This window comes from Marivita sp. (assembly GCF_048006345.1).
Lineage (GTDB): Bacteria > Pseudomonadota > Alphaproteobacteria > Rhodobacterales > Rhodobacteraceae > Marivita.
This window is the reverse complement of record NZ_CP180351.1, coordinates 3,297,294-3,319,426: the sequence shown is the minus strand read 5'-3', so window position 1 is coordinate 3,319,426 and position 22,133 is coordinate 3,297,294. Positions and strand designations below refer to the sequence as shown.

24 protein-coding genes are annotated in these 22,133 nt (G+C 61.6%); 15 read left to right on the top strand and 9 right to left on the bottom strand.

The window, feature by feature from the left end; genetic code table 11:
• Positions 1-22: 22 nt before the first annotated feature.
• On the top strand, positions 23-1,267 hold the full coding sequence (locus tag ACMVPR_RS16290; RefSeq protein WP_416883732.1) for an MFS transporter: 1,245 nt from the start codon (positions 23-25) through the stop codon (positions 1,265-1,267).
• 58 nt (positions 1,268-1,325) lie between these two features.
• Here ACMVPR_RS16290 and ACMVPR_RS16285 read toward each other — a convergent pair whose 3' ends face one another.
• From ACMVPR_RS16285 to ACMVPR_RS16270, 4 genes are read right to left on the bottom strand one after another with little or no spacing between them, the layout of a single operon-like run.
• Positions 1,326-2,243 (bottom strand): ornithine cyclodeaminase family protein, encoded by a 918-nt coding sequence (locus ACMVPR_RS16285; protein WP_416883731.1) that lies wholly within the window; start codon positions 2,241-2,243, stop codon positions 1,326-1,328.
• Between the two features lie 21 nt (positions 2,244-2,264).
• On the bottom strand, positions 2,265-2,726 hold the full coding sequence (locus ACMVPR_RS16280; RefSeq protein ID WP_416883730.1) for a YaiI/YqxD family protein: 462 nt from the start codon (positions 2,724-2,726) through the stop codon (positions 2,265-2,267).
• Positions 2,723-3,553 carry an S-formylglutathione hydrolase gene (gene fghA / locus ACMVPR_RS16275; RefSeq protein ID WP_416883729.1) on the bottom strand — a complete coding sequence of 277 codons (831 nt, stop codon included), beginning with the start codon at positions 3,551-3,553 and terminating at the stop codon, positions 2,723-2,725. Before fghA ends, ACMVPR_RS16280 begins: the two co-directional genes overlap by 4 nt.
• Positions 3,554-3,566: 13 nt before the next feature.
• Positions 3,567-4,493: an AEC family transporter gene (locus tag ACMVPR_RS16270; RefSeq protein ID WP_416883728.1), complete on the bottom strand. Its 927-nt coding sequence runs from the start codon at positions 4,491-4,493 to the stop codon at positions 3,567-3,569.
• 101 nt (positions 4,494-4,594) lie between these two features.
• On the opposite strand from ACMVPR_RS16270, the gene ACMVPR_RS16265 reads away from it, so the two are divergent.
• The 7 genes from ACMVPR_RS16265 (at position 4,595) to ACMVPR_RS16235 (ending at position 9,804) form a co-directional block, all read left to right on the top strand.
• Positions 4,595-4,756, top strand: a complete 162-nt coding sequence (locus tag ACMVPR_RS16265) for a hypothetical protein (RefSeq protein WP_292264372.1) — start codon at positions 4,595-4,597, stop codon at positions 4,754-4,756.
• A gap of 59 nt (positions 4,757-4,815) precedes the next feature.
• A complete protein-coding gene (mutL, locus tag ACMVPR_RS16260; RefSeq protein ID WP_416883727.1) occupies positions 4,816-6,660 on the top strand; it encodes a DNA mismatch repair endonuclease MutL in 1,845 nt (614 codons plus the stop codon).
• The gene (locus ACMVPR_RS16255) at positions 6,657-7,823 is read left to right on the top strand and encodes a DNA recombination protein RmuC (RefSeq protein WP_416883726.1); all 1,167 of its coding nucleotides are present in this window, start codon (positions 6,657-6,659) and stop codon (positions 7,821-7,823) included. The genes mutL and ACMVPR_RS16255 overlap by 4 nt, the downstream gene beginning before the upstream one ends.
• A gap of 181 nt (positions 7,824-8,004) precedes the next feature.
• Positions 8,005-8,469, top strand: a complete 465-nt coding sequence (locus ACMVPR_RS16250; RefSeq protein WP_300588339.1) for an Lrp/AsnC family transcriptional regulator — start codon at positions 8,005-8,007, stop codon at positions 8,467-8,469.
• 9 nt (positions 8,470-8,478) lie between these two features.
• A complete protein-coding gene (locus ACMVPR_RS16245) occupies positions 8,479-8,937 on the top strand; it encodes a DUF6173 family protein (protein WP_416883725.1) in 459 nt (152 codons plus the stop codon).
• 86 nt (positions 8,938-9,023) lie between these two features.
• Positions 9,024-9,158, top strand: coding sequence for an aa3-type cytochrome c oxidase subunit IV (locus ACMVPR_RS16240; protein ID WP_292269264.1), 135 nt, complete (start codon positions 9,024-9,026; stop codon positions 9,156-9,158).
• A 19-nt stretch (positions 9,159-9,177) separates the two neighbouring features.
• On the top strand, positions 9,178-9,804 hold the full coding sequence (locus tag ACMVPR_RS16235) for a hypothetical protein (protein ID WP_416883724.1): 627 nt from the start codon (positions 9,178-9,180) through the stop codon (positions 9,802-9,804).
• A 6-nt stretch (positions 9,805-9,810) separates the two neighbouring features.
• Here ACMVPR_RS16235 and ACMVPR_RS16230 read toward each other — a convergent pair whose 3' ends face one another.
• Both ACMVPR_RS16230 and ACMVPR_RS16225 read right to left on the bottom strand, forming a co-directional pair.
• The gene (locus ACMVPR_RS16230; RefSeq protein ID WP_416883723.1) at positions 9,811-10,134 is read right to left on the bottom strand and encodes an AzlD domain-containing protein; all 324 of its coding nucleotides are present in this window, start codon (positions 10,132-10,134) and stop codon (positions 9,811-9,813) included.
• Entirely contained in the window at positions 10,131-10,838 is a 708-nt protein-coding gene (locus tag ACMVPR_RS16225; RefSeq protein ID WP_416883722.1) for an AzlC family ABC transporter permease, read from the bottom strand. Before ACMVPR_RS16225 ends, ACMVPR_RS16230 begins: the two co-directional genes overlap by 4 nt.
• Positions 10,839-10,900: 62 nt before the next feature.
• Here ACMVPR_RS16225 and ACMVPR_RS16220 point away from each other — a divergent pair, with 62 nt between their 5' ends.
• From ACMVPR_RS16220 to glp, 4 genes are read left to right on the top strand one after another with little or no spacing between them, the layout of a single operon-like run.
• Positions 10,901-11,779: a formate dehydrogenase accessory sulfurtransferase FdhD gene (locus ACMVPR_RS16220; RefSeq protein WP_416883721.1), complete on the top strand. Its 879-nt coding sequence runs from the start codon at positions 10,901-10,903 to the stop codon at positions 11,777-11,779.
• Complete coding sequence (gene mobA, locus ACMVPR_RS16215; protein ID WP_416883720.1) at positions 11,776-12,408, top strand: molybdenum cofactor guanylyltransferase MobA; 633 nt, start codon at positions 11,776-11,778, stop codon at positions 12,406-12,408. The genes ACMVPR_RS16220 and mobA overlap by 4 nt, the downstream gene beginning before the upstream one ends.
• Positions 12,405-12,896: a molybdopterin-guanine dinucleotide biosynthesis protein B gene (gene mobB, locus ACMVPR_RS16210; RefSeq protein WP_416883719.1), complete on the top strand. Its 492-nt coding sequence runs from the start codon at positions 12,405-12,407 to the stop codon at positions 12,894-12,896. Before mobA ends, mobB begins: the two co-directional genes overlap by 4 nt.
• The gene (glp, locus tag ACMVPR_RS16205) at positions 12,893-15,013 is read left to right on the top strand and encodes a gephyrin-like molybdotransferase Glp (RefSeq protein WP_416883718.1); all 2,121 of its coding nucleotides are present in this window, start codon (positions 12,893-12,895) and stop codon (positions 15,011-15,013) included. The genes mobB and glp overlap by 4 nt, the downstream gene beginning before the upstream one ends.
• 88 nt (positions 15,014-15,101) lie before the next feature.
• Here the strand turns inward: glp and ACMVPR_RS16200 are convergent, their stop codons facing one another.
• Both ACMVPR_RS16200 and greA read right to left on the bottom strand, forming a co-directional pair.
• Positions 15,102-16,109: a hypothetical protein gene (locus ACMVPR_RS16200; protein ID WP_300588358.1), complete on the bottom strand. Its 1,008-nt coding sequence runs from the start codon at positions 16,107-16,109 to the stop codon at positions 15,102-15,104.
• A gap of 17 nt (positions 16,110-16,126) precedes the next feature.
• Positions 16,127-16,597, bottom strand: coding sequence for a transcription elongation factor GreA (gene greA / locus ACMVPR_RS16195; RefSeq protein ID WP_292269279.1), 471 nt, complete (start codon positions 16,595-16,597; stop codon positions 16,127-16,129).
• A 274-nt stretch (positions 16,598-16,871) separates the two neighbouring features.
• Here greA and ACMVPR_RS16190 point away from each other — a divergent pair, with 274 nt between their 5' ends.
• The 3 genes from ACMVPR_RS16190 to ACMVPR_RS16180 all read left to right on the top strand — a co-directional run bounded on the left by ACMVPR_RS16190 (position 16,872) and on the right by ACMVPR_RS16180 (position 21,136).
• The gene (locus ACMVPR_RS16190) at positions 16,872-18,521 is read left to right on the top strand and encodes an electron transfer flavoprotein-ubiquinone oxidoreductase (RefSeq protein WP_416883717.1); all 1,650 of its coding nucleotides are present in this window, start codon (positions 16,872-16,874) and stop codon (positions 18,519-18,521) included.
• 100 nt (positions 18,522-18,621) lie between these two features.
• Positions 18,622-20,349 carry a tetratricopeptide repeat protein gene (locus tag ACMVPR_RS16185; protein WP_416883716.1) on the top strand — a complete coding sequence of 576 codons (1,728 nt, stop codon included), beginning with the start codon at positions 18,622-18,624 and terminating at the stop codon, positions 20,347-20,349.
• Complete coding sequence (locus ACMVPR_RS16180; protein ID WP_416883715.1) at positions 20,333-21,136, top strand: 4-(cytidine 5'-diphospho)-2-C-methyl-D-erythritol kinase; 804 nt, start codon at positions 20,333-20,335, stop codon at positions 21,134-21,136. The genes ACMVPR_RS16185 and ACMVPR_RS16180 overlap by 17 nt, the downstream gene beginning before the upstream one ends.
• On the opposite strand, the gene ACMVPR_RS16175 is transcribed toward ACMVPR_RS16180, so the two are convergent.
• Entirely contained in the window at positions 21,129-22,124 is a 996-nt protein-coding gene (locus tag ACMVPR_RS16175) for a polyprenyl synthetase family protein (protein WP_416884673.1), read from the bottom strand. The genes ACMVPR_RS16180 and ACMVPR_RS16175 overlap by 8 nt on opposite strands.
• Positions 22,125-22,133: the final 9 nt, after the last annotated feature.

Here is a 22,133-nt window from a genome sequence, read left to right as displayed (position 1 = left end):
GCGCCAGTTTCGGAGCACTCTTATGCAACCCCGCGCCTCCATTTTCACCCCCGTGCTCATCGGCGGGTGCATCATCATCCTTGTGTCCTTCGCGATCCGCGCCAGTTTCGGCGTGTTCCAGATCCCGATTGCCGAGGAATTCGGCTGGCTGCGTGCCGAGTTCTCGCTCGCGCTGGCGATCCAGAACCTCGCATGGGGCATCGGGCAGCCGCTCTTTGGGGCGCTGGCCGAAAAGATCGGCGACCGGAAGGCGATCATGCTGGGGGCACTCACCTATGCCGCGGGTCTGGTGTTGTCGTCCTTTGCCGTCACACCGACCGCGCACCAATTCTACGAGATCCTCGTTGGGTTTGGCGTTGCAGGCACTGGCTTAGGCGTCATCCTTGCCGTTGTGGGCCGCGCCAGTTCCGATGAAAACCGCTCCATGAGCCTTGCTATCGTCACCGCTGCAGGCAGCGCCGGGCAGGTTTTCGGCGCGCCGCTCGCGGAATGGTTGCTGACCTTCCTAAGCTGGCAAACGGTGTTCCTCTGCTTCGCCGCGTTCATCCTTGCAATGTTGCTTGTATTGCCCTTTATGCGCTCGCCCACGCCACCAGCAACCAAGGCCGAACTTGAGGAAAGCATGGGCACGATCCTTGTCCGTGCCTTCCGCGACCCGTCCTACACGCTGATCTTCCTGGGCTTCTTCAGCTGCGGATATCAGCTGGCCTTCATCACCGCGCATTTCCCCGCCTTCGTGACCGAACTTTGCGGGCCGATCCAACCGGGCGGCATGCTCCACTCGATCGGGATCACCACCACCTCGGCGCTGGGCGCGATATCGATTTCGCTCATCGGGATCATGAATATCGTCGGCACCCTGACCGCAGGCTGGGCCGGCAAACGCTTTACCAAGAAATACCTGCTTGCAGGAATCTACACAGGCCGCACGATCATTGCGGCGCTCTTCATCATGTTCCCGATCACACCGGCATCTGTGCTCCTGTTCTCGGCGGCGATGGGCAGTCTTTGGCTCGCAACAGTGCCGCTCACGTCGGGGCTGATCGCGCATATCTACGGGCTTCGCTACATGGGCACGCTTTATGGCATCGTGTTCTTCAGTCACCAATTGGGCAGCTTCATCGGTGTGTGGCTTGGGGGCCGGATGTATGACCTTCACGGCGACTACACGCTGGTCTGGTGGATCGGTGTCGGCGTCGGAGCCTTTAGCGCTCTGGTCCATCTGCCGATCCGCGAGAAACGCCAACCCGTCCCGCTCGCCGCCTGACAGGGGCGCGTTTCGGTCAACCGAAACGCGCGATGCGCCGACGCATCGTCCCCCGGCCCTACCGATTTCGCCAGCGGTCCAGAATGTAGCGGCTGACCATCAGGTCCAGATGCGCCCCGCCGCCATTCTTGAACACCGTGATCTCATCGTCTGACCGTCGTTCGAACGCACCCAGATCATAGTAATCCGCGACGATGTCACCCTCGCGGATGACCCCCCGCGCAATAGGATCCTTGATCTCCCCGATATGCCCGACAGTTGTATCCCGCGAATCCACGAACAGCCGCCCCTGCGCCAGTACAGCGTCATCCGCCTCTCTCATGTCGGGCCTATATGCGCCGATCAGGTCCACATGGGCACCGGGCCGCAGCCAATCCCCCCGCAAGACAGGCGCGGTCGACATGGTGGCACAACTGACGATATCGGCCCGCCCCACGGCATCAGCCAAGTTGTCCACCGCCGTCGCATGCGCGAACTGTTCCGCCAACTCCTGCGCCTTCGCACCCGTCCGGTTCCAGATCATGAACCGCGCCTCCGGAAAGGCCGCCGAATAAGCCTCGACCAAGGACCGCGCGACTGTGCCCGCCCCGACGATCAGGATAACGGCACTGTCTGCCCGAGCCAGCCGGCGCGCCGCAAGAAGACTGTCGCCTGCGGTTTTCCACTTGGTCACGAGGTGAAAATCGACAATCGCTTCCAGAGTGCCGTCGACATCGGAATAGACCGACACCCCACCATTCACCGCAGGTTTGCCAAGACCGGCATTGCCCGGAAAGATCGTCGCCGATTTCACGGCAAGCCCCATCCCGTCGATCCACGCCGCCCGGTTCAGGAGCGTGTCTCCCCCGCGATAGAGAAAACTGTCAGCAATCTCGGCTTTGGGCAGGTCATGCCCCGCAGCCATCGCATCGGTCAGGCCGATCCAGTCCAGCTGCGCCTCACCTTCTGCAAAGGGAATGATCTCGGGTGTTGTCATCGCGGCTTCTCCCCTCAAATCCTAGCGCGGCACATCCTGCGCCGCCGCCCGCATCTCGCGCTCCAGCGCATCCAGAAACCGCGACCGATCCGCCTTGGAAAACGGTTTGCCACCGCCTTGCCGGAAGGGATCGGCGGCACGCAGATCCGCCATCAGGTCGCGCGTCGCCAGCACTTGCCCGATATTGCGGGCATCCAACCGCTCGCCAGTGTGCTTGAGCACCCGCGCGCCATTCTCGACACAGCGCGCCGCCAGCGCAATGTCCCCGGTGATCACGACATCGCCGGGTCCGGCCCGCTCCGCGATCCACATATCGGCCACGTCCGGTCCGTCGGGCACCACGACCACCTCGACAAACGGGTTCTCGGACATTCGCAGCCCGCCGTTTGACACCAGATACATCTGCGCCTTGTGTCGCGTCGCAACCCGCTCTGCCTCGGCCTTCACCGGACAGGCGTCCGCATCGACGAAAACCCGCGTCACAGCCCCAGCGCGTCAGCGTGGAACGCGATGTGATCGGGAATGAAGGTCGAGACAAAGAAATACGAATGGTCGTAGCCCTTCTGCATCCGGAACACGCCGTCCTGACGCCGTGCGGCCATCGCGTGGCTCAATGCCTCTGGCTTGAGCAGGTCGAGGAACTGATCAGACGCACCCTGATCCACCAGCACCGGTCCATCAAACCCGACCGCCTGCATCTGCACCGTCGCATCATGCTTGCCCCAAGTGCTTTCATCCGCCCCCAGATAAGCACCCAGCTGCTTGCGGCCCCAATCGCTCTGGCTCGGATTGGCAATGGGCGCAAAGGCCGACACCGAGGCAAACCGCCCCGGATGCGCCATCGCAATCGTCAGCGCGCCATGACCGCCCATCGAATGCCCGGTGATCGCCTGCCGATCCAGATTAACGGCAAACTCCTGGCTCAACAGCGCAGGCAACTCCTCGGCCACGTAATCCCACATGCGGAAATGCGGCACCCAAGGGTCTTGCGTCGCGTTCACATAGAACCCCGCGCCCTTGCCCAGGTCATAGGCGTCGTCATCCGCCACCGCGTCTCCACGCGGGGACGTGTCCGGGAACACCACCGCCATGCCGGCGTCAGCGGCAAAACCTTGTGCCGCCGCCTTGGTCATCGCGTTCTCATGCGTGCAGGTCAGCCCCGACAGGTACCACAGAACCGGCACCGGCCCGTTCTTGGCTTGCGGCGGCAGATAGAGCCCGAAGGTCATGTCGCAGCCACAGACGTCCGACGCGTGGGAATAGACGCCCTGTACCCCTCCGAAACAGGTGTTCTCCGATACGGTTTGCATGGCGCTTCCTCTCCTAAACAAGAACCTGACTGATCACGTAGGACACGGTCACGATGCTGACCGTGGTCGAGATCAGGATAGCGGCAGACACCCGTTGCGGCGCCACCTTGTAATGCTGGGCCAAGATGAACACGTTGCCCGCCACTGGCAAGGACGCGGCGGCCACCACCACACCCGCCTTGTAGGGGTCAGCCGGAAACAGCACGTAAACGCCAAGCGCCACAGCCGCCGGGTGTATGATCAGTTTGCAGCAACTCAACCATCCCGCGATGTTCAGCCGCTCAGCCGATTTGCTGGCCAAGGATGCTCCGATGGCGAACAACGCGCCGGGTGTCGCGGCAGCCCCAAGGATGGACAGGAATTGATTGACCGGCTGGGGAATCGGCGCGCCGGTGGCAGACACCATGAACCCCGCCACGATCGACACGATCATCGGGTTTTTCAGCAGCCCCAGACCCACCGTCTTGAAGATGCGCATCGACATGCGCCCTTCGCGCGATCCCACCACAAGGATGACGATCAGCGAAGAAAACACCACAAGGTCGATGGTCAGAACAAGAAGGATCGGCCCAACCGCCTCTTGCCCCATCAAGAGCGCCAGCATCGGCACACCCAGAAACCCGGTGTTTCCAATCGCGGCGACCTGACCTTCGAACGCCGCTGTTTCGGTGTTCATGCCGCGCAGGAAAGCGACCGCCATGCCAACACCGTAAACAAAAGCGGTGCCCCAGAGATACCCCGCCGCGATCCGCCAGTCGAAAATCTCGGCCAGAGACAGGTTCGCCGAAAAGCGAAAGATCATCGCGGACAGGGCAAAGTAAAACACGAACTTGGTCAGATAGGCGGTCGCTTCCTCGGTGAAGAACCCGGTCTTGCCCGCGCCGTAACCTACGGCGATCAAGGCGAAAAACGGCAGGGTCTGAAGGAAGATGTCCGGCATATGTGCCGTGTTACCATGCAGACGGGCGGGGTCAATCTCGACAGGGTTCTGTTAACCACCTATATTTAGACTAGGCGTGTATTTCTGTTCGGGACGCTTCAATGACACTGCAAGAACAATCCATTGCCGACGACAAGATGCGCGCGGAAATCGCGAAGCTTGTCGCTGAAACCTCTGAAATCAACCAGAACATGAAGTATCGCTTCTGGGTCTTGATGGCTGCCTACGTCAGCGCGATGGGTATTCTGTTCAAGTTTTTCTGACGGAAAAGCATCCCAAAACCCCATAGAAGAATCGCGCGCTGCATGCTACATCTCGTGGCATGAACTCACACGCACCCAATATACGCGCCTCAATTCAACTGCTTGAGGAAAGTGCGATCAACCGCATTGCTGCGGGTGAGGTGGTTGAGCGTCCGGCATCAGCGGTCAAGGAACTGGTGGAAAACGCCATTGATGCCGGGGCGACGCGTATCGACGTCGCCATCGCTGACGGTGGCAAGACTTTGATCCGTGTCACCGATGACGGCTGCGGTATTCCTCCCGATGAACTGCCGTTGGCGATTGCGCGCCACGCCACCTCCAAGATCGACGGCTCGGATTTGCTGAATATCCACAGCTTCGGGTTTCGCGGCGAAGCGCTGGCATCACTTGGGTCTGTTGGTCGCCTGACCCTGACCAGCCGGGCCGACGGCCATGATGCGGCTGAACTGTCGGTCACGGGCGGCAAGTCCGACCCGATCAAACCCGCCGCTCTGTCGCGCGGTACCGTTGTCACATTGCGCAACCTCTTCTTCGCCACACCCGCGCGGCTGAAATTCCTCCGCTCGGACCGGGCCGAGATGCAATCGATTTCCGATGTCCTAAAGCGCCTCGCGATGGCGGAACCTTCGGTCAGCTTTACCCTGCGCGATGTGTCCGGCGGCGGCGAAGGCCGCGTGACCTTCCGCGCCGATGCGGTGACGGGCGATCTGTTCGACGCATTGCGAGGGCGGTTGACCCAAGTGATGGGCCGCGAGTTCACCGACAACGCCGTTGCAATCGACGCGGATCGTGAAGGTGTGCGACTCACTGGACTGGCAGGTCTGCCCACCTATTCGCGCGGTGCTGCGGTGGCGCAGTTCCTGTTCGTCAACGGACGCCCTGTGCGAGACAAACTTCTGATTGGCGCATTGCGCGGGGCCTATGCCGATTTCCTCAGCCGCGACCGTCATCCGGCTGTGGCGCTCTTCATCGACTGCGACCCGCACAAGGTGGATGTGAACGTGCATCCGGCGAAATCCGAAGTGCGGTTCCGTGACCCCGGTCTGGTCAGGGGCATGATCGTGTCCGCCCTGCGCCACGCCTTGGCCGAGGCAGGGCACCGCGCGTCGACTACGGTTGCCGGTGCAACGCTTGGCGCGATGCGACCCGAGGCCCCGCAAGGGCAACCACGCATCTACCAGATGGACCGCCCGAGTTTCGCGGCGAAACAGACGGCCTATGCGATGCAATCGCCCGGTTTTGCGGATATGCAATCCAGCTATTCCGGGCGCGTGGTCGAGGTTGAGGAGGACTCGGAAGAGATCGCCGACACCCCACGCGAACACCGACCGCTCGGCGCCGCGCGGGGCCAGGTGCACGAGAACTACATCATCGCCCAGACCGAAGATGGCATCGTCATCGTCGATCAACATGCCGCGCATGAGCGTCTGGTCTATGAGAAACTCAAAGCCCAGATGGCGCAAAATTCCGTACCGGCCCAGGCGCTGCTGATTCCGGATGTGGTCGAGATGAGCGAAGGTGACAGCGCCCGCTTGCTCGAAATCGCAGACGATCTGACCCGTATGGGCCTTACCATCGAACCCTTCGGCAACGGGGCTGTCGTGGTGCGCGAAACCCCTGCCATTTTGGGAGAGGTCAATTCCGATGCCCTGCTGCGCGACATCCTTGACGAACTTGATGACCAAGGCGAAGCGCGCGCGGTGCAGGACCGGATCGAGGCGATCCTGAGCCGGGTGGCGTGCCATGGCTCCATCCGGTCGGGCCGTCAGATGCGGGCGGAAGAGATGAACGCTTTGTTAAGAGAAATGGAAGCAACGCCCTATTCCGGCCAGTGCAACCATGGCCGACCCACCTATGTCGAACTGAAACTCAGCGACATTGAAAGACTGTTTGGCCGCACATGATCCAGATCGGTGATCTTGTCCTCGACCTGAGCGATCCGGTCGTCCTTCTGGCTCTTGGCTTGGGTGGGCTGGTTTTTGTGCTGCTCATCATGTCGCTCCTGTCCGCTCGTCGCGCTGCGAAACTGTCTGAGCCGTTAGTCTACCAGCTGGCCCAAGTCGGCCAGCGCGTGCAAAGCCTGAGCGATGGGCAGGAACGGCTGTCGGGTGGTCTGCATCATGTGAGCGAAGCACAGGCGCAAAGCCAAACCGCGATGCTGCAACTGATGGAGCGGCGTTTGGCGCAGGTGCAGGAGCAGATGAACGAGAACCTGCACGGCTCCGCCCGGCGCACGGCGCAATCGCTGGGGGATTTGCAACAGCGACTCCAGAGCATCGACAAGGCTCAAGAGAACATCACCAAGCTGTCGGGCGACGTGCTGTCCTTGCAGGACATCCTGTCGAACAAGCAGACGCGCGGCGCGTTCGGGGAAATCCAGTTGACCGACATCGTGGGTAAGGCACTGCCCAAGGACAGCTATACGCTGCAGGCGACACTCTCGAACGGCAAACGGGCGGACTGTCTGATCCACCTGCCGAACCCGCCGGGGCCAATTGCCATCGACAGCAAATTCCCGCTGGAGGCCTATGAGCAACTGCGCCGCGCCGAGACGCAAGAGCAACTGACCCGCGCCGCGCAGCAGCTTCGGCTTTCGCTGCGAAAGCACATCAAGGACATTTCCGAGAAATACATTATCGAAGGCGAAACCGCGGATGGTGCGCTGATGTTCCTGCCATCCGAGGCGGTCTATGCCGAACTGCACGCGAACTTCCCCGAAGTGGTGCGCGACGGGTTCGCGGCGCGGGTGTGGATCGTGTCTCCAACCACCTGCATGGCTACGCTGAACACGATGCGGGCCATCCTTAAGGATGCGCGGATGCAGGAACAGGCGGGTGCCATTCGCAAGGAACTGGGCCTGCTTTACGCGGATGTGGACCGGCTGGGCAGCCGGGTCGAGAACCTCGACCGGCATTTCGGGCAGGCGGCGAAGGACATCGCGGATATCAAGATCAGCGCCGACAAGGCGGGGCGCAGGGCGCGGCGGCTTGATAATTTCGATTTCGAGGAACTGGCCAAGGATGACCCTGTGCCAGTGGTGCGGCTGGCGACCCCACCCGGGGAATAGGTCAGCATCCGTGCCGGAATGTTTCGCGCGCGAAACAATGGGACCGCTTCGGACCCTTTAACCGTTTGTTAACAGATGCGCCGAATGCGATGCGTCGACGCATCGCGCGTTTCCGTTGACGGAAACGACCCCAGCGTAACATGTTACTTGTCAAAACACGGTTGGATTGGGATAAATTCTCATGAACTCGATTGAACTGGATCAATTCGACAAGGCAATCCTGCGCATCCTGCAACGCGATGCCAGCCTCAGTGTCGAAACCATCGCCGATCAGGTTGCCCTGTCACGCAATGCCTGTTGGCGGCGGATCAAGGCGATGGAGCAGTCCGGAATCATCACCGGGCGTGTCGCGCTGGCAAACCCGGCCAAGCTGGGATGTCCCTTGGAAGTCATGGTGATGATCCGCGCCGGGCGGCATGACGCAGATTGGCTGGACAGCTTTCACAAGGCGGTGCGCACCATGCCTGAGGTGGTCGGAGCCTATCGGATGACAGGGGATCTGGATTACCTGTTGCGGGTCCGCGTGGCGGACGTTCCGGCCTACGATTCGTTCTACAAGCGCGTGATCGCACGGATTCCGCTCTCGGATATTTCGGCCAGTTTCGTTATGGAAGAGATCAAGGAAACGACGGCCTTGCCGATCTAGGGGGATGATATGGCCCAGGACATTCGCACTACGGCGGAATATGCCGAAGCCGATGCATTGCCACGCAAATATGATTCCCACGCCAAGGGATGCGGCGAAAGCGGAGAAAAAACGCTGCCGGACATGGTGATGCGGCGGTCGTTCAAACAGAAAAGCGACGCAGAATGGGCCTATGAGCGCTTGATCCTCTATATCCAGAATTTCGAGGAACAACTGGACAACGAACACGAGGTCGCGATGGGCTTTGCCGGAAACGACACCGGTGTGCTGCGCATCGAGGGGCTGGGCTATTTTGACCCTGATATCGTGACCTTCTACGGATCGGACGAAGAGGGCGGACGGATGCAACTGATCCAGCATGTTTCGCAGCTCAACGTGACGCTGCGCGCGCTGCCGATCCCCAAGGAAGACGCAGCACCGCGTCGGATCGGGTTCGAACTTGCTGCAGAATTGGAACAATCCACCTAGACCGCGACACACTGCGCGCTTGGCATGGGTGACAGGGTCGGGCAAATCGGGTAGCGACTCGAAAACATTAATGAGGGATGTCTCAAATGGCTGAACACAAGCACGGTACAATGGATACAACCGCTCAGGAAAAGACCTTTGATGGCTTTGTCCGCTGGTCTGTCCGGGTTGCCGCTTTCTCGATCGGGGTTCTGATCTTCCTCGCGATCTTCAACTCCTGAGTTCTGCCCAGAGGCTGACATGACCATCGTATCGCGCATTCTTGCCGGACTGGCCCTGTTGGCCTTGATGGGGTGCGGCGCGGGCGCGGAATTGCGCCCGAATGCCTCACCCGAAGTGATCAGCAGCGCGTCCTACCGCCATCCCGGCCCGACCGCGCTGACGCTGTTCACGATGATCAACAATCGCACCGGTCAGGGCGCCCACACCAGCCTGATGATCAATGGATCGCAACGGGTGATCTTTGATCCAGCGGGGTCTGTCCGGCTGAGTGCGGTGCCGCAAAGAGGAGATGTCCTCTATGGCATCACGCCCGCTGTTGCGGATTTCTACGCGCGCGCTCATGCGCGGGAAACCTTCCACGTCGTGATACAGACCATCGAGGTCTCGCCCGAGGTGGCAGAACGCGCGCTGCGCCTTGCGATGTCGAACGGTTCTGTGGCTTCGGCGCAATGCGCGCTGAGCACAGCGGCGATCCTGCGGCAGCTCCCGGGCTTCGAAAGCATCGGATCGACCTGGTTTCCGAAACGTCTGATGGATGATTTTGAAAGTTTGCCCGGTGTGCAGACGACCAAGATTTTCGAGAATGACAGCGACGACAAAGCTGTCGCCATTGCCCAGTTCGAACAGGCGCTTGCGGGTCAGTGACCCACGTCAGAACAGCAGGCTGAGCGACACCAGAACGGCCGCGCCGACACCCATGGCCGCAAACACATTCTTTGTCAGATACCCCACAGCAAAGGTCGCAACCGCAGCGGCAAGGCGGGTGGCGTCCGGCTCTCCGCCGGTGGCAGTGGGCCAGATCACCAGCGGCGCGACCAGCGCCGGGATCACGGCAACAGCCGTATAGCGCAGGTGCCGCAGCAGCCATTCGGGCATCGCGCGGTCGCCCACAAGCCCGAGGAAAGCAAAGCGCAGGCAGAAACTGCCCAGCCCAAGCGCGATGATGATGGTCCAAAGTTCGGTCGTGTCGGTCACGGTTTGATCCCCAGACGAAGTTCAGCCTGAGCACCCGCCATCATGCCGCCCAGACCGGCGACCAGAAGGCCCATATTGTAGGGCAGCCAGGCAAAGGCCAGCGCGAGGATGACGGACACCAAGGCGGCAATCCGATGCGCGGGCGTACGAAGCATGGGGCCGACCATGGCTAGAAAGGCGATGGGAAGTGCGAAATCAAGCCCGAGGCTGGGTGGAATGCTTTCTCCCAGAACCGCGCCGACGAAGGTGAACAGATACCACGGCGGGCAGATCGGTGTCATCACACCAAGAAAATAGGCGAATTTTTCGGCCGTGGTCTGATCCGGGTTCTTCTCATAGTCGAGGATCGATTGCGCATAGGTTTGATCGACGAGGAAATACGCCACGATCCCGCGCTTCCAGAGCGGCAGCGGCCCCAGATGCGGGGTGATCGACGCGGAATACATCGCCATGCGCAGATTGACGGCCAATGCCGAGGCGAGCACCACCAGAGTCGGCGCGTTTTCATTGATCAGTTGCAGCGCGGTGAATTGGGCTGCCCCTGCGATCACCACAATGGAAAAGCCCATGGTCTCGTACACGGCCAGCCCGGCCTCGGTGGCGAGAACGCCAAAGAGCATGGCAAAGGGGCCGACGACGGCAAGGAAGGGCAGCCCGTCCCGGAGGCCCCGCCAGTAGCTTGACATTGCGGTCCCTGCCGCCATCACTGTGCCTCGTCTGCTGTGTTCGGATCGGACGTAGCCTTGGACGAGGGGAGATGCAATCTATGCCGGATGACGTGCTTCGGGACTACCTCATCGCGCCCGATCCGGGCGCGCCACGGCTGACGCGCCGGGTGGTGGGCACCGATCACACCGGGGCCGAGACCGAGATCAGCGTGGTCGAGGAACGGCCCCTGACGATTTTCCTGAACGCGCAGGAAATCGTGACGGCGATGACGATTGGGGATTATCCCGAGTATCTTGCGGTTGGGTTTCTGCGCAATCAGGGCATGCTGCGCGACGATGATGTAGTCACCAAGGTCGAGTATGACGATGACCTTGAAGTGGTCGTTGTGCGGACCGAGCGGCAGACCAGCTATGAAGAGAAGGTCAAGAAAAAGACCCGCACCAGTGGCTGTGCCGTGGGTACTGTCTTTGGCGACATGATGGAGGGGCTCGACAAGGTGGTGTTGCCGCAGGTCGAGCTGCGGACCTCTTGGCTTTATGCGCTGGCGCACAAGATCAACACGACGCCCTCGCTGTATCTTGAGGCGGGGGCCATTCACGGCACGGTGCTCTGCCACCAGGATCGCCCGCTGGTCTATATGGAAGACGTGGGCCGCCACAACGCTGTCGACAAGATCGCGGGCTGGATGTTTCAGGAAGGTGTCGGGCCCGAGGACAAGATCCTCTACACCACCGGGCGGCTGACGTCTGAGATGGTGATCAAGACGGCGTTGATGGGCATCCCGGTGCTGGCCTCGCGGTCGGGTTTCACCGCATGGGGGGTCGAGATCGCGCGGCAGGTGGGGTTAACCTGCATCGGGCGGATGCGTGGCAAACGGTTTGTGTGCCTGTCGGGTGAAAAGCGTTTGGTGCGCGACATGGATCCGGACTCTGTGCCCGAAGAAAGCCGCAAGAGCCGCAGGAAGAGTGCGGAATGAGTTTGCCCTTGGGAGTGATCCTTGCCGGTGGGCTGGCCACCCGCATGGGCGGCGGTGACAAGGCGCTGTTGCAGGTCGGGGGGCAGACGCTGCTGAACCGGGTGATCGACCGGTTGCAGCCGCAGGTCGCGGGAATGGCTTTGAACGCCAATGGGGATGCGGCGCGGTTCGATGGGTTCGGATTGCCGGTTCTGCCTGACAGCATCGACGGCTTTCCCGGCCCGCTGGCGGGTGTTCTGGCGGGTCTTGATTGGGCGGCGGAGCAGGGCGCAGAGGCGATTGTGACCGTGGCTGCGGACACGCCGTTTTTCCCAGCCGATCTCGTCGCGGTGCTGCAGGACACCGTCCAAGGCATGGCCCATCCGCTGGTTCTGGCTGCGACGCCGCGCGGTGAGGAAAAGACCAAGTCCATGAGCCGCTCTGGCCTGATCCGGCATCCGACCTTTGGCCTCTGGCCGGTGGCTTTGCGGGACGATCTGCGCGCGGCGCTGGAGGAGGGGATCAAGAAAGTGGTGATCTGGACCGAAAAACACGGCGGGCGCGAGGCGGTGTTCGACACGGAGAATGGCGATCCGTTCTTCAACGTGAACACACCCGACGACCTGAAGGCAGCAGAGGCGATGGTATGAGGATTTACGGGGTCACCGGCTGGAAGAACGCGGGCAAGACCGGGTTGATGGAACGTCTGGTGACCGAGATCACCGGGCGGGGGATCGCCGTGTCGACGGTCAAACACGCGCATCACACCTTTGACGTGGACCATCCCGGCAAGGACAGCCACCGCCACCGGGTTGCGGGCGCAACCGAAGTGCTCTTGGCTTCGCGCAACCGTTTTGCACTGATGCACGAGCTGCGCGATGAGACGGAACCGACGCTGGAAGAGTTGCTGTCCAAGCTGATGCCCGTCGATCTGGTTCTGGTCGAAGGCTACAAGCGCGACCGCCACCCCAAGGTCGAAGCATTCCGGGCCGAAACCGGCAACGACCTGATCGCGCCGGGCGACCCGACTATTCGCGCTGTGGCAAGCGACACGCCGATGGACCTTGACCGTCCGGTGTTTGACCTCAACGACACCAAGTCGATTGCCGATTTCATCCTGTCAGAGGTTGGGCTTTGACGGCGTTCGACACGATTGCGATTGTCGATTGGTCCGCCGGGAAACGCGCGCCTGCCCGCCCGTCGAAAGATGCGATCTGGATTGGTGTTGTGCGCGAGGGTGCAGAGCAGGAGCCGGTTTATTGCAGATCACGCATCGAGGCCGAGGGATGGCTCGCCGGGTTTCTTGATGCCGAGGCGCAGGCCGGGCGGCGCGTGCTGATCGGGTTCGATTTCCCGTTCGGCTACCCAAGCGGATTCGTGCGGCATGTCACGGGTACCGACGACCCGCTGGCGTTTTGGGATTGGCTGGAGGCGCGGATCACCGACAGCGAGGCGGGCGAGAACAACCGCTTCGATGTCGCGTCAGAGATCAACCGCCTGTTCGACGGGCCGGGGCCGTTCTGGGGCAAGCCGTCCGAGGAGGGTTGGCCGGATGTGCCCTATCGCAAGGTTGGTGTCACTTACGACAGTTTTGCGGAGCGGCGCGCCTGCGATCTTGCGGCAAAAGCATCGTCTTCCTGTTTTCAACTCTTCTTTAACCCGACTGTGGGAAGTCAGGCCTTGATGGGTCTACCGATGCTCGCGCGGTTGCGGCGACGTGCGGGTGTGTCGGTCTGGCCGTTTCAAAACTGGGCGGAGGCACAGACTGTCTTGGTCGAGATTTGGCCGGGCTTGATCGAACCGGCGGTGAAGGAGGTTCAAAGCGACGGAATACGGGATGCTGTGCAGGTCCGGCTGTTGGCGCGGGCATTGGCTGGGCTGTCATCCGAGCGATTGACCGCGCTGTTGGCGGATGTCGGACCAGAGGCCAAGGAGGAAGCCTGGATCCTCGGCGCCGGGCATGCCGAAACGCTGACATTTGCGGCGCGGGGTCGGGTGGCGCTGGAGCCACCCCCCTTGCGCAACGATTGTTTCGCCTTGCCTGCCGGTGTGGACTGGACGCCGGTGGACGATGCGCTGGCGCTCTTGCGCGAACGGATGACCCCGGTGGTGGGTGTCGAAACGGTGCCTCTGATGCAGGCAGCCGGGCGCGTGCTGGGCGGTGATGTGGTGGCCAAGCGGTCGAACCCGCCACATCCGAACACGGCTGTCGACGGGTATGGATTTGCTGGTGAGGCGATCGGCGATGGTCCGCAAATCCTGCCATTGGTCGAAGGGCGTGCGGCGGCGGGTGCGCCCTTTGCGGGCTCGGTTCCAACAGGGCACGCGATCCGTGTCCTGACCGGGGCCGACCTGCCCGACGGTGTAGACACCGTCGTGTTGGACGAGGACGTGCGTGTTGGCGACGGTCAGGTCGCCTTTCGCGGACCGTTGAAGCGCGGTGCGAACACGCGCAAGGCAGGCGAGGATATGCTTCAAGACGAGGTCGCGCTTGTAGCAGGGCGGGTGCTTACCCCGGCGGATCTCGCGCTGGCGGCGGCGGTGGGGCATGGCGCGCTTGACGTGCGCCATCGGCTGCGCGTTGCGGTTCTGTCGACCGGGGACGAAATTGTCGAACCCGGTGCTCCGGCGGCAGAGGGGCAGATTTATGATGCCAACCGTCCGATGCTGCTTAGCCTTTGTGCCGGGTTCGGATTTGAGGTGGTCGACATGGGCCGCGCTGCGGATGATCGCGCTGCGGTGCGGGCGGCCTTGGATGCGGCGGCCGCGCGGGCGGATGTGATCCTGACTTCTGGCGGCGCGTCTGCGGGCGACGAAGACCATATCTCGGCCCTCTTGCGCGACACGGGGGCAATGCAGGAATGGCGGATCGCGCTGAAACCCGGTCGACCGCTGGCCTTGGGCCTTTGGCAGGGTGTTCCGGTGTTTGGCCTGCCGGGCAATCCCGTTGCGGCGCTGGTCTGTACGCTGATCTTCGCGCGCCCGGCGATGCGGGCGCTGTCAGGTGCCGGCTGGGCAGAGCCTCAGGGGTTCACCGTGCCTGCGGCTTTCGAAAAGCGCAAAAAGCCGGGCCGTCGTGAATACTTGCGAGCACGGATGCGCGATGGCCGGGCAGAGGTGTTCAAGTCGGAAGGATCGGGGCGGATCAGCGGGTTGAGTTGGGCGGAGGGCCTGGTCGAGTTACCGGATGGTGCCGTGCATGTTCAGCCGGGTGACCCGGTTCGGTATGTCCCGTTCTCGTCTTTCTCCACTTAGGTCCGCCCCGATTTTTCGTACGAAAAATCGGGTCCCGCGAAGACATGTCAGGAAATGGTTAAGGCTTCGTGACTGTTTACGAAACGCGTCAGTCGAACGTCCCGGTCACTCGGCCCAGCAGCATGAAGGCGCGCGCGGTCCGTGTGCTTGCAAGGTCAGAGATCTCTGCGTCCGACGCAGTGTTTTCGAACCGCGCAAATCCCTTGTCGAACAGCCGCAGGAAGTGATGCGCGGCATCGCGAAAGATGGGGTCCTGTTTCATTCGACCCGCGGTCAGCGCCAGTGACGAGCGGTCGCGCACGCCGCCCAAAGCAGCGATCGTGCGCCCGCGTTCGCCCTTCGCAAAGCGCCGCCACATCTCGGGGCGCGCCATGTCGGGGCGCAGGTCGTCCATGTAAATCCCGTCCTGGCTGAGCAGGGTCAACACGTCCTGTGCCGCCTGTACCAGTTGCGCAGAGGGTCGGTCTTTCAAGGCGCGACGCAGGGCTGCAAAACCCTCTTTGTCGTCGGCGGTTTCCGGGAAATGCAGCGCTCGGATGAAATCCGAATTCGACAGCGGCGGCTGCAACGCCTCTGCCGGTGTTCCCAAGGCCAGCGTGGGCTGGTCGCCGATTTCGGGGTCCGGTGCACCAGCCTGCACGGCAATCTGTGCGGCGCGGGTCGAGGTGAACATTGCCAGGGTGGTTTCGGCCTTTTTCTGCGCGTCGGCGATCTCTTCCAGTTTCTTCACGATAGACGGGTGCGGGGCCTGATCGCGCCCACCCGCCTGGTTCTGGGCAATATAAGCCTGACGGATCGCGTCGATTGCGGTTTGCAGCCGCGCGCTTTCTTCTCGCATGATGCGGGACGACCGTGCGCCGACAGCGGCCACCCAGATCATGCCGACCGGAAAGAAGATCACCATCAGCGTCAGCAGAAAGCGCAGGCCGTCTGTACCGTCATCGCCTGAGAACAAGAAAAACGCAGCCGAGATCACCAGCCAGACCACGCTGAGCGCTGCCGCGGTGAGTTCGATTCCGCTCAGCCCACGGGTGATCTCTCCAGGGCGCGCCTGGATGGCTTTTTGTCCGGAGCGTGCGTCTTTTTGCTGTGTCATGGCGGGGGTTCGACCCATCAGATGTATTCAATCTTCAACACTTCGTAGGACTTGTCACCACCTGGAGTGTGGACTTCGACACTGTCACCCTCTTCCTTGCCGATCAGCGCACGGGCAATGGGCGATTTGATGTTGAGCAGACCCTTTTCGATATTGGCCTCATGTTCGCCGACGATCTGCCAGGTCTTTTCCTCGTCCGTGTCTTCATCGACCAGAGTCACGGTTGCGCCAAACTTGATCGGGCCGGACAGCTTGGTCGGGTCGATCACCTCGACGAGGCTCAGCACACCTTCAAGTTCCTTGATGCGGCCTTCGATGAAGCCCTGCTTTTCGCGGGCAGAATGATATTCCGCGTTTTCCTTGAGGTCGCCCAACTCGCGCGCTTCGGCAATCGCCTGGATGACGGCGGGACGCTCTTCGGACTTGAGCGTTTTCAATTCGGCTTCCAGCGCGGCGTGGCCCGCGCGGGTCATGGGCAGCTTTTCCATGGGACGGTTCCCTCTAGGTCGGCAGAGCGAAAACTCTGGCGCCATATTACGTTGGCGCGGTCTAAACATGTCACTTGCGTTGGCGCAACAGTGACCTGACCCGCCATCGAAACGCAAGAGGCGTTGCGCCGGATTGGCGGGGTATGGCGCAGGAAAATGCTGCAATTCCCGTGCAAACCGGGTTGTAACGCCGTGTCGCAATTGACCGCTCTTGACCTGCACGTTACGTGACCCAGCAGGTTTTCGACACGTGACATTCAGGAAAGAGCCCGACATGACCGAACACACGCGCGAAGCGATGGAATATGATGTTGTCATCGTTGGCGCAGGCCCCGCTGGCCTGTCCGCCGCGATCCGTCTGAAACAACTCGACGCCGAACTGAACGTCGTTGTTCTGGAAAAAGGCTCGGAAGTGGGCGCGCATATCCTGTCGGGTGCGGTTCTTGATCCGTGCGGTCTTGATGCGCTGATCCCCGATTGGAAGGCAAAGGGCGCGCCGCTCAACGTTCCGGTCAAGGACGACAATTTCTACATGCTGGGCGAAGCGGGCCAGATCCGCATCCCGAACTGGCCGATGCCGCCGCTGATGAACAACCACGGCAATTACATCGTGTCGATGGGCAATGTCTGCCGCTGGATGGCCGAACAGGCCGAAGAGTTGGGTGTCGAGATTTTTCCAGGCATGGCGTGCTCGGAAATCGTCTACGGCGACAATGGCGAGATCAAAGGCGTGGTTGCCGGCGAATTCGGCAAGAATTCAGATGGCACACCGGGGCCGGGCTATGAGCCGGGGATGGAGCTGCACGGCAAATATGTTTTCCTGAGCGAAGGCGTGCGCGGCAGCCTCGCCAAGGAAGTGATCGCCAAATACGATCTTTCGAAAGGCAAGGAACCGCAGAAATTCGGCCTTGGCATGAAGGAAATCTGGGAGATCGACCCCGAGAAGCACCGCGAAGGCTCCGTCACCCATACGATGGGCTGGCCGCTGGGCAGCAACGCGGGCGGCGGTTCGTTCATTTACCACCTCGACAACAACCAGGTCTATGTCGGCTTCGTGGTTCACCTGAACTACGAGAACCCGCACCTCTATCCCTACATGGAATTCCAGCGCTTCAAGCACCACCCGATGGTGGCCGAGCTGCTCAAGGGCGGCAAGCGTGTGGCCTATGGCGCGCGGGCGATTTCCGAAGGGGGTTACCAGTCGATGCCCAAGATGGTGGCACCGGGTGTGGCGCTGCTGGGCTGCTCGGTTGGCATGGTCAACGTGCCGCGCATCAAGGGCAACCACAACGCGATGCTGTCCGGCAAAGCTGCTGCCGAAGCCGCCTATGCCGCCATTCAGGACGGCCGCGCCTCGGACGAACTGACCGCTTACGAAACCGAAGTGCGCACCGGCGCCATCGGCACTGACCTCAAGAAGGTGCGCAACGTGAAACCGCTCTGGTCCAAGCGTGGGCTTCTGGCCTCGCTCACCGTCGGTGGGTTCGACATGTGGACCAACACGCTGGGCTTTTCGCTGCTGGGTACACTGGGGCATGGCAAGTCCGACGCCGAAGCGACGGGTGAGGCGAAGAACTTCAAGCCGATCGACTACCCCAAGCCGGATGGCAAACTGTCCTTTGACCGCCTCACAAACGTGTCCTTTGCGGCCACCAACCACGAGGAAAGCCAGCCTGCGCACCTGAAGCTGAAAGATCCGTCCATCCCGGTGTCGGTCAACCTGCCGAAATACGGCGGCCCATCAGCGCGGTATTGCCCGGCGGGTGTCTATGAATTCGTCAAAGACGAAAAAGGCGATGACAAGTTCGTGATCAATTTCCAGAACTGCGTGCACTGCAAAACCTGCGATATCAAGGACCCAAGCCAGAATATCAACTGGACAGTGCCACAAGGTGGGGATGGGCCGAACTATCCGAACATGTAAAGCGACGAGGCCGGGCCAACGCCCGGCCTTTTGCTTTGGTTGCGTGTGCCCAAGCGCCGCGCTACGCTTCGCCAAATTCGCCTTTTTCAAGGAGAAAGACATGGCGCAATCGAGCATGAAACGGCTTCTGGGAACTGCGGCGCTTGCGCTCTGCCTGATGACACCCGGAGGCGTGTTCGCCAACAGTCTGTCGGGGGATTACCTTGCCGGCCGGCAGGCCAGCATCGAAGGCGATATTCAGGCGGCGGCGTCCTACTATGGGCGCGCGGTCATGCATGACCCCGAGAACCCCGTGATCCTCGAACGGGCGGCACTGGCCGAGATGTCGCTCGGCGACTTGGAGCGGGCCGCCGCGCTGTCCAACAAGCTGGTCAATGAAGGTCATCGCAGCCAGGTCGCGCAAATGGCGATTGTCGCGCAACTGGCAGCGGCCGAGGATTACGATGCGCTCGTTGCCAAGGTGAACGAGGACCGCGGTGTCGGCCCCTTGGTCGATGGTCTTCTTCTCGCGTGGTCGCAACTGGGCCGTGGCGACATGTCGGCAGCCCTTGTGCAGTTCGACGATCTGTCCAAACAGCAGGGTATGCGCAATTTCGCGATGTATCACAAAGCCTTGGCTCTGGCATCGGTAGGGGATTTCGAAAGCTCTGCGGCGATCCTCGAAAACGCGGGCACCGGAGGCATGCAACTCACCCGGCGCGGCGTGATGGCCCATGTCGAAGTCCTGAGCCAGCTTGACCGCAACGACGATGCCCTGACGCTGATCGAGACCGCCTTTGGCGCAGAGCTTGACCCCGGCCTGAGCCTGATGCGCGATGCGCTGCAAACGGGCGAAGCAATCCCCTTTACCCATATCCGCGGGGCGCGCGATGGTCTGGCCGAAGTGTTCTACACACTCGCCGCGGCCCTTGCGAACGAGGCGAATGACGAATTTACCCTGCTCTACACACGGGTTGCGGAATACCTGCGCCCCGATCACATCGACGCCATTCTGCTGACCGCCAGCCTGCTGGACGATATGGGCCAGTCCGAGCTTGCCGTCAAAGCCTATGCCGAGGTGCCCGAAGACCACCCGGCTTATCACGCCGCCGAACTGGGCCGCGCTGCCGCCCTGCGCGACAGCGACAAAGTGGATGCGGCGGTCGAAGTGTTGCAGAAACTGGCCAAGACCCATGGTGATCAGCCCATCGTCCATTCGACGCTGGGCGATACGATGCGGCAGCTGGAGCGCTATCAAGAGGCCATCGACGCCTACACTCAGGCGCTGGACCTCTTTGAGGTGGAAACCCGAAGCCAGTGGTTCCTGCACTATGCCCGCGCGATCTGCTTTGAGCGGCTTGATCGCTGGGACGAGGCCGAGGCCGATTTTCGTGCGGCTTTGGAGCTGAACCCGGATCAGCCGCAGGTGCTCAACTACCTTGGCTATTCCTTGGTCGAAAAGAAGATCAAGCTGGACGAGGCGCTCGATATGATCGAACGTGCCGCCGCAGCGCAGCCCGACAGCGGCTACATCATCGACAGCCTGGGTTGGGTGCTGTACCGCCTTGGCCGCTACGAAGAAGCCGTTGGCCACATGGAACGGGCTGCCGAACTCATGCCGGTTGATCCAATCGTCAACGACCATCTGGGCGATGTCTACTGGGCCGTGGGCCGCAAGACCGAAGCGCGGTTCCAGTGGCGGCGGGCCTTGTCGTTTGTCGTCTACAGCTCGACCGCCGAAGAGGTGAACGCAGAGCGCATCCGCGCCAAGCTGGATGTTGGTCTGGATCAGGTTCTGGCGGACGAGGGAGCGCCGCCGTTGCAGGTGGCGAATGACAGCAGCGACTGAATTCGCTCCGGCCAAGATCAACCTCGCTCTGCACGTCACTGGCCAACAGGCCAACGGCTATCATCTGCTTGATTCCCTTGTGGTCTTTGCGGGTGTCGGAGATGCCCTGTCGGTCACCTCTGCGGAGCGCACGTCTTTGACGGTGGATGGTCCCTTTTCCGAAGGTGTGCCCAACGACCCGCGCAACCTTGTCTGGAAGGCTCTGGACCGTGCCGGTGTGACGGCGCAGGTCGCCCTGACCAAGAACCTGCCCCATGGGGCGGGGATCGGGGGCGGATCGTCTGATGCGGCCGCCATCCTGCGCGCGGTTGGACGTCCTGATCTGGCGCTTGGTCTCGGTGCGGATGTTCCGGTGTGTCTGGGGGCACAGCCGCAGCGGATGCAGGGCATCGGTGACGTGCTGAGCGATGTGGCAGACTGCCCGCGTTTTTGGCTGGTGCTGGTCAACCCCGGCGCCCATGTCCCGACCATGGACGTCTTTGGTGCGCTGTCGTCCAAACAAAACCCACCCATGGACCCGATGCCAGAGGATGGTGACTGGCTGGCTTGGCTGGCTGCGCAGCGCAACGACCTGCAAGACCCGGCAATCGCCTATGCGCCTGTCATCGGTGACGCACTCGCGGCACTTGGCGATGCACAGCTTGCGCGGATGTCCGGATCAGGTTCGACCTGTTTCGGGATTTACGAGGATGAGGCATCTGCCAGCGCCGCGCAGGCCCGCATTGCAGGTACCGAACCCGATTGGTGGGTGGTGGCAACGCAAACCTTTGGTGCCGGGGTCAGTTGACCCGCGCCACCACGTAATCGGCCAGATCGTCGAGCATTTCGCGGATCGGGTGCTCTGGCAGCGTGGCCAGTGCGGAGCGTGCCTTGGCGATCCAGTCATTCGCTTCTGCCCGCGTGGCCTCGAGCGTGCCGTGCTTGTTCAGAAGCGCGATCGCGTGCTCAAGATCGCCCTCTTCCTGACGCCCCTTTTCGATGGTGCGTTTCCAGAACGCACGTTCCTCATCGTCGCCCAATGCCACCGCCTTGATCACCGGCAGCGTCAGCTTGCGTTCGCGGAAATCGTCGCCGACATTCTTGCCGGTGGCATCCGAGCCCCAGTAATCCAATAGATCATCAACGATCTGGAATGCGATCCCCAACGCATCACCATAATCGAACAGTGCCTTGATCTGCGCCTCGTCCATGTCGGCAATCACGCCGCCGACTTCGGTTGCGGCGGAAAACAGCGCCGCCGTCTTGCCGCGCACCACTTGCAGGTAGATCGCCTCGGTTGTGCGCAGGTCCTGCGCCGCCGTCATCTGCAACACTTCGCCTTCCGCAATGGTGGCGGCAGCGTCAGACAGGATGCGCAGCACGCGGATGTTGTTGGTCTCGGTCATCAACTGGAACGACCGCGCAAACAGGTAGTCGCCGACCAGAACGCTCGATTTGTTGTCCCAGAGCAGGTTCGCGGTGGGCCGTCCCCGCCGCTTTTCGCTCTCGTCAACCACGTCGTCATGCAGCAGCGTCGCGGTGTGAATGAACTCAACCGTTGCCGCCAGCTTCACATGGTTGTCGCCCTCGTAGCCGCACATCCGTGCCGCTGCGAGCGTCAGCATTGGACGCAGGCGTTTGCCCCCCGCCTCGACCAGATGCGCGGTCACTTCGGGAATGCGCGGCGCGTGTTCCGACGCCATCCGCGTGCGGATCAGAGTGTTCACTTCGGCCATGTCATCGGCCAAAATCTCTGCCAGCCGATCATGCGGTTTCTGGCTTTGTTTATCCAACATCATCACCAT

Excerpts from the sequence above, each read along its gene's own strand:
- fghA (WP_416883729.1), bottom strand. The coding sequence starts at position 3,553 with ATGCAAACCGTATCGGAGAACACCTGTTTCGGAGGGGTACAGGGCGTC.
- ACMVPR_RS16175 (WP_416884673.1), bottom strand. The coding sequence starts at position 22,124 with ATGTTGGATAAACAAAGCCAGAAACCGCATGATCGGCTGGCAGAGATT.
- ACMVPR_RS16185 (WP_416883716.1), top strand. The coding sequence starts at position 18,622 with ATGGCGCAATCGAGCATGAAACGGCTTCTGGGAACTGCGGCGCTTGCG.
- ACMVPR_RS16265 (WP_292264372.1), top strand. The coding sequence starts at position 4,595 with ATGACACTGCAAGAACAATCCATTGCCGACGACAAGATGCGCGCGGAA.
- ACMVPR_RS16190 (WP_416883717.1), top strand. The coding sequence starts at position 16,872 with ATGACCGAACACACGCGCGAAGCGATGGAATATGATGTTGTCATCGTT.
- ACMVPR_RS16270 (WP_416883728.1), bottom strand. The coding sequence starts at position 4,493 with ATGCCGGACATCTTCCTTCAGACCCTGCCGTTTTTCGCCTTGATCGCC.
- ACMVPR_RS16285 (WP_416883731.1), bottom strand. The coding sequence starts at position 2,243 with ATGACAACACCCGAGATCATTCCCTTTGCAGAAGGTGAGGCGCAGCTG.
- ACMVPR_RS16255 (WP_416883726.1), top strand. The coding sequence starts at position 6,657 with ATGATCCAGATCGGTGATCTTGTCCTCGACCTGAGCGATCCGGTCGTC.
- ACMVPR_RS16250 (WP_300588339.1), top strand. The coding sequence starts at position 8,005 with ATGAACTCGATTGAACTGGATCAATTCGACAAGGCAATCCTGCGCATC.
- ACMVPR_RS16180 (WP_416883715.1), top strand. The coding sequence starts at position 20,333 with ATGACAGCAGCGACTGAATTCGCTCCGGCCAAGATCAACCTCGCTCTG.
- mutL (WP_416883727.1), top strand. The coding sequence starts at position 4,816 with ATGAACTCACACGCACCCAATATACGCGCCTCAATTCAACTGCTTGAG.
- ACMVPR_RS16240 (WP_292269264.1), top strand. The coding sequence starts at position 9,024 with ATGGCTGAACACAAGCACGGTACAATGGATACAACCGCTCAGGAAAAG.
- ACMVPR_RS16200 (WP_300588358.1), bottom strand. The coding sequence starts at position 16,109 with ATGACACAGCAAAAAGACGCACGCTCCGGACAAAAAGCCATCCAGGCG.
- mobB (WP_416883719.1), top strand. The coding sequence starts at position 12,405 with ATGAGGATTTACGGGGTCACCGGCTGGAAGAACGCGGGCAAGACCGGG.
- ACMVPR_RS16290 (WP_416883732.1), top strand. The coding sequence starts at position 23 with ATGCAACCCCGCGCCTCCATTTTCACCCCCGTGCTCATCGGCGGGTGC.
- ACMVPR_RS16235 (WP_416883724.1), top strand. The coding sequence starts at position 9,178 with ATGACCATCGTATCGCGCATTCTTGCCGGACTGGCCCTGTTGGCCTTG.
- ACMVPR_RS16245 (WP_416883725.1), top strand. The coding sequence starts at position 8,479 with ATGGCCCAGGACATTCGCACTACGGCGGAATATGCCGAAGCCGATGCA.
- mobA (WP_416883720.1), top strand. The coding sequence starts at position 11,776 with ATGAGTTTGCCCTTGGGAGTGATCCTTGCCGGTGGGCTGGCCACCCGC.
- ACMVPR_RS16225 (WP_416883722.1), bottom strand. The coding sequence starts at position 10,838 with ATGGCGGCAGGGACCGCAATGTCAAGCTACTGGCGGGGCCTCCGGGAC.
- greA (WP_292269279.1), bottom strand. The coding sequence starts at position 16,597 with ATGGAAAAGCTGCCCATGACCCGCGCGGGCCACGCCGCGCTGGAAGCC.
- ACMVPR_RS16220 (WP_416883721.1), top strand. The coding sequence starts at position 10,901 with ATGCCGGATGACGTGCTTCGGGACTACCTCATCGCGCCCGATCCGGGC.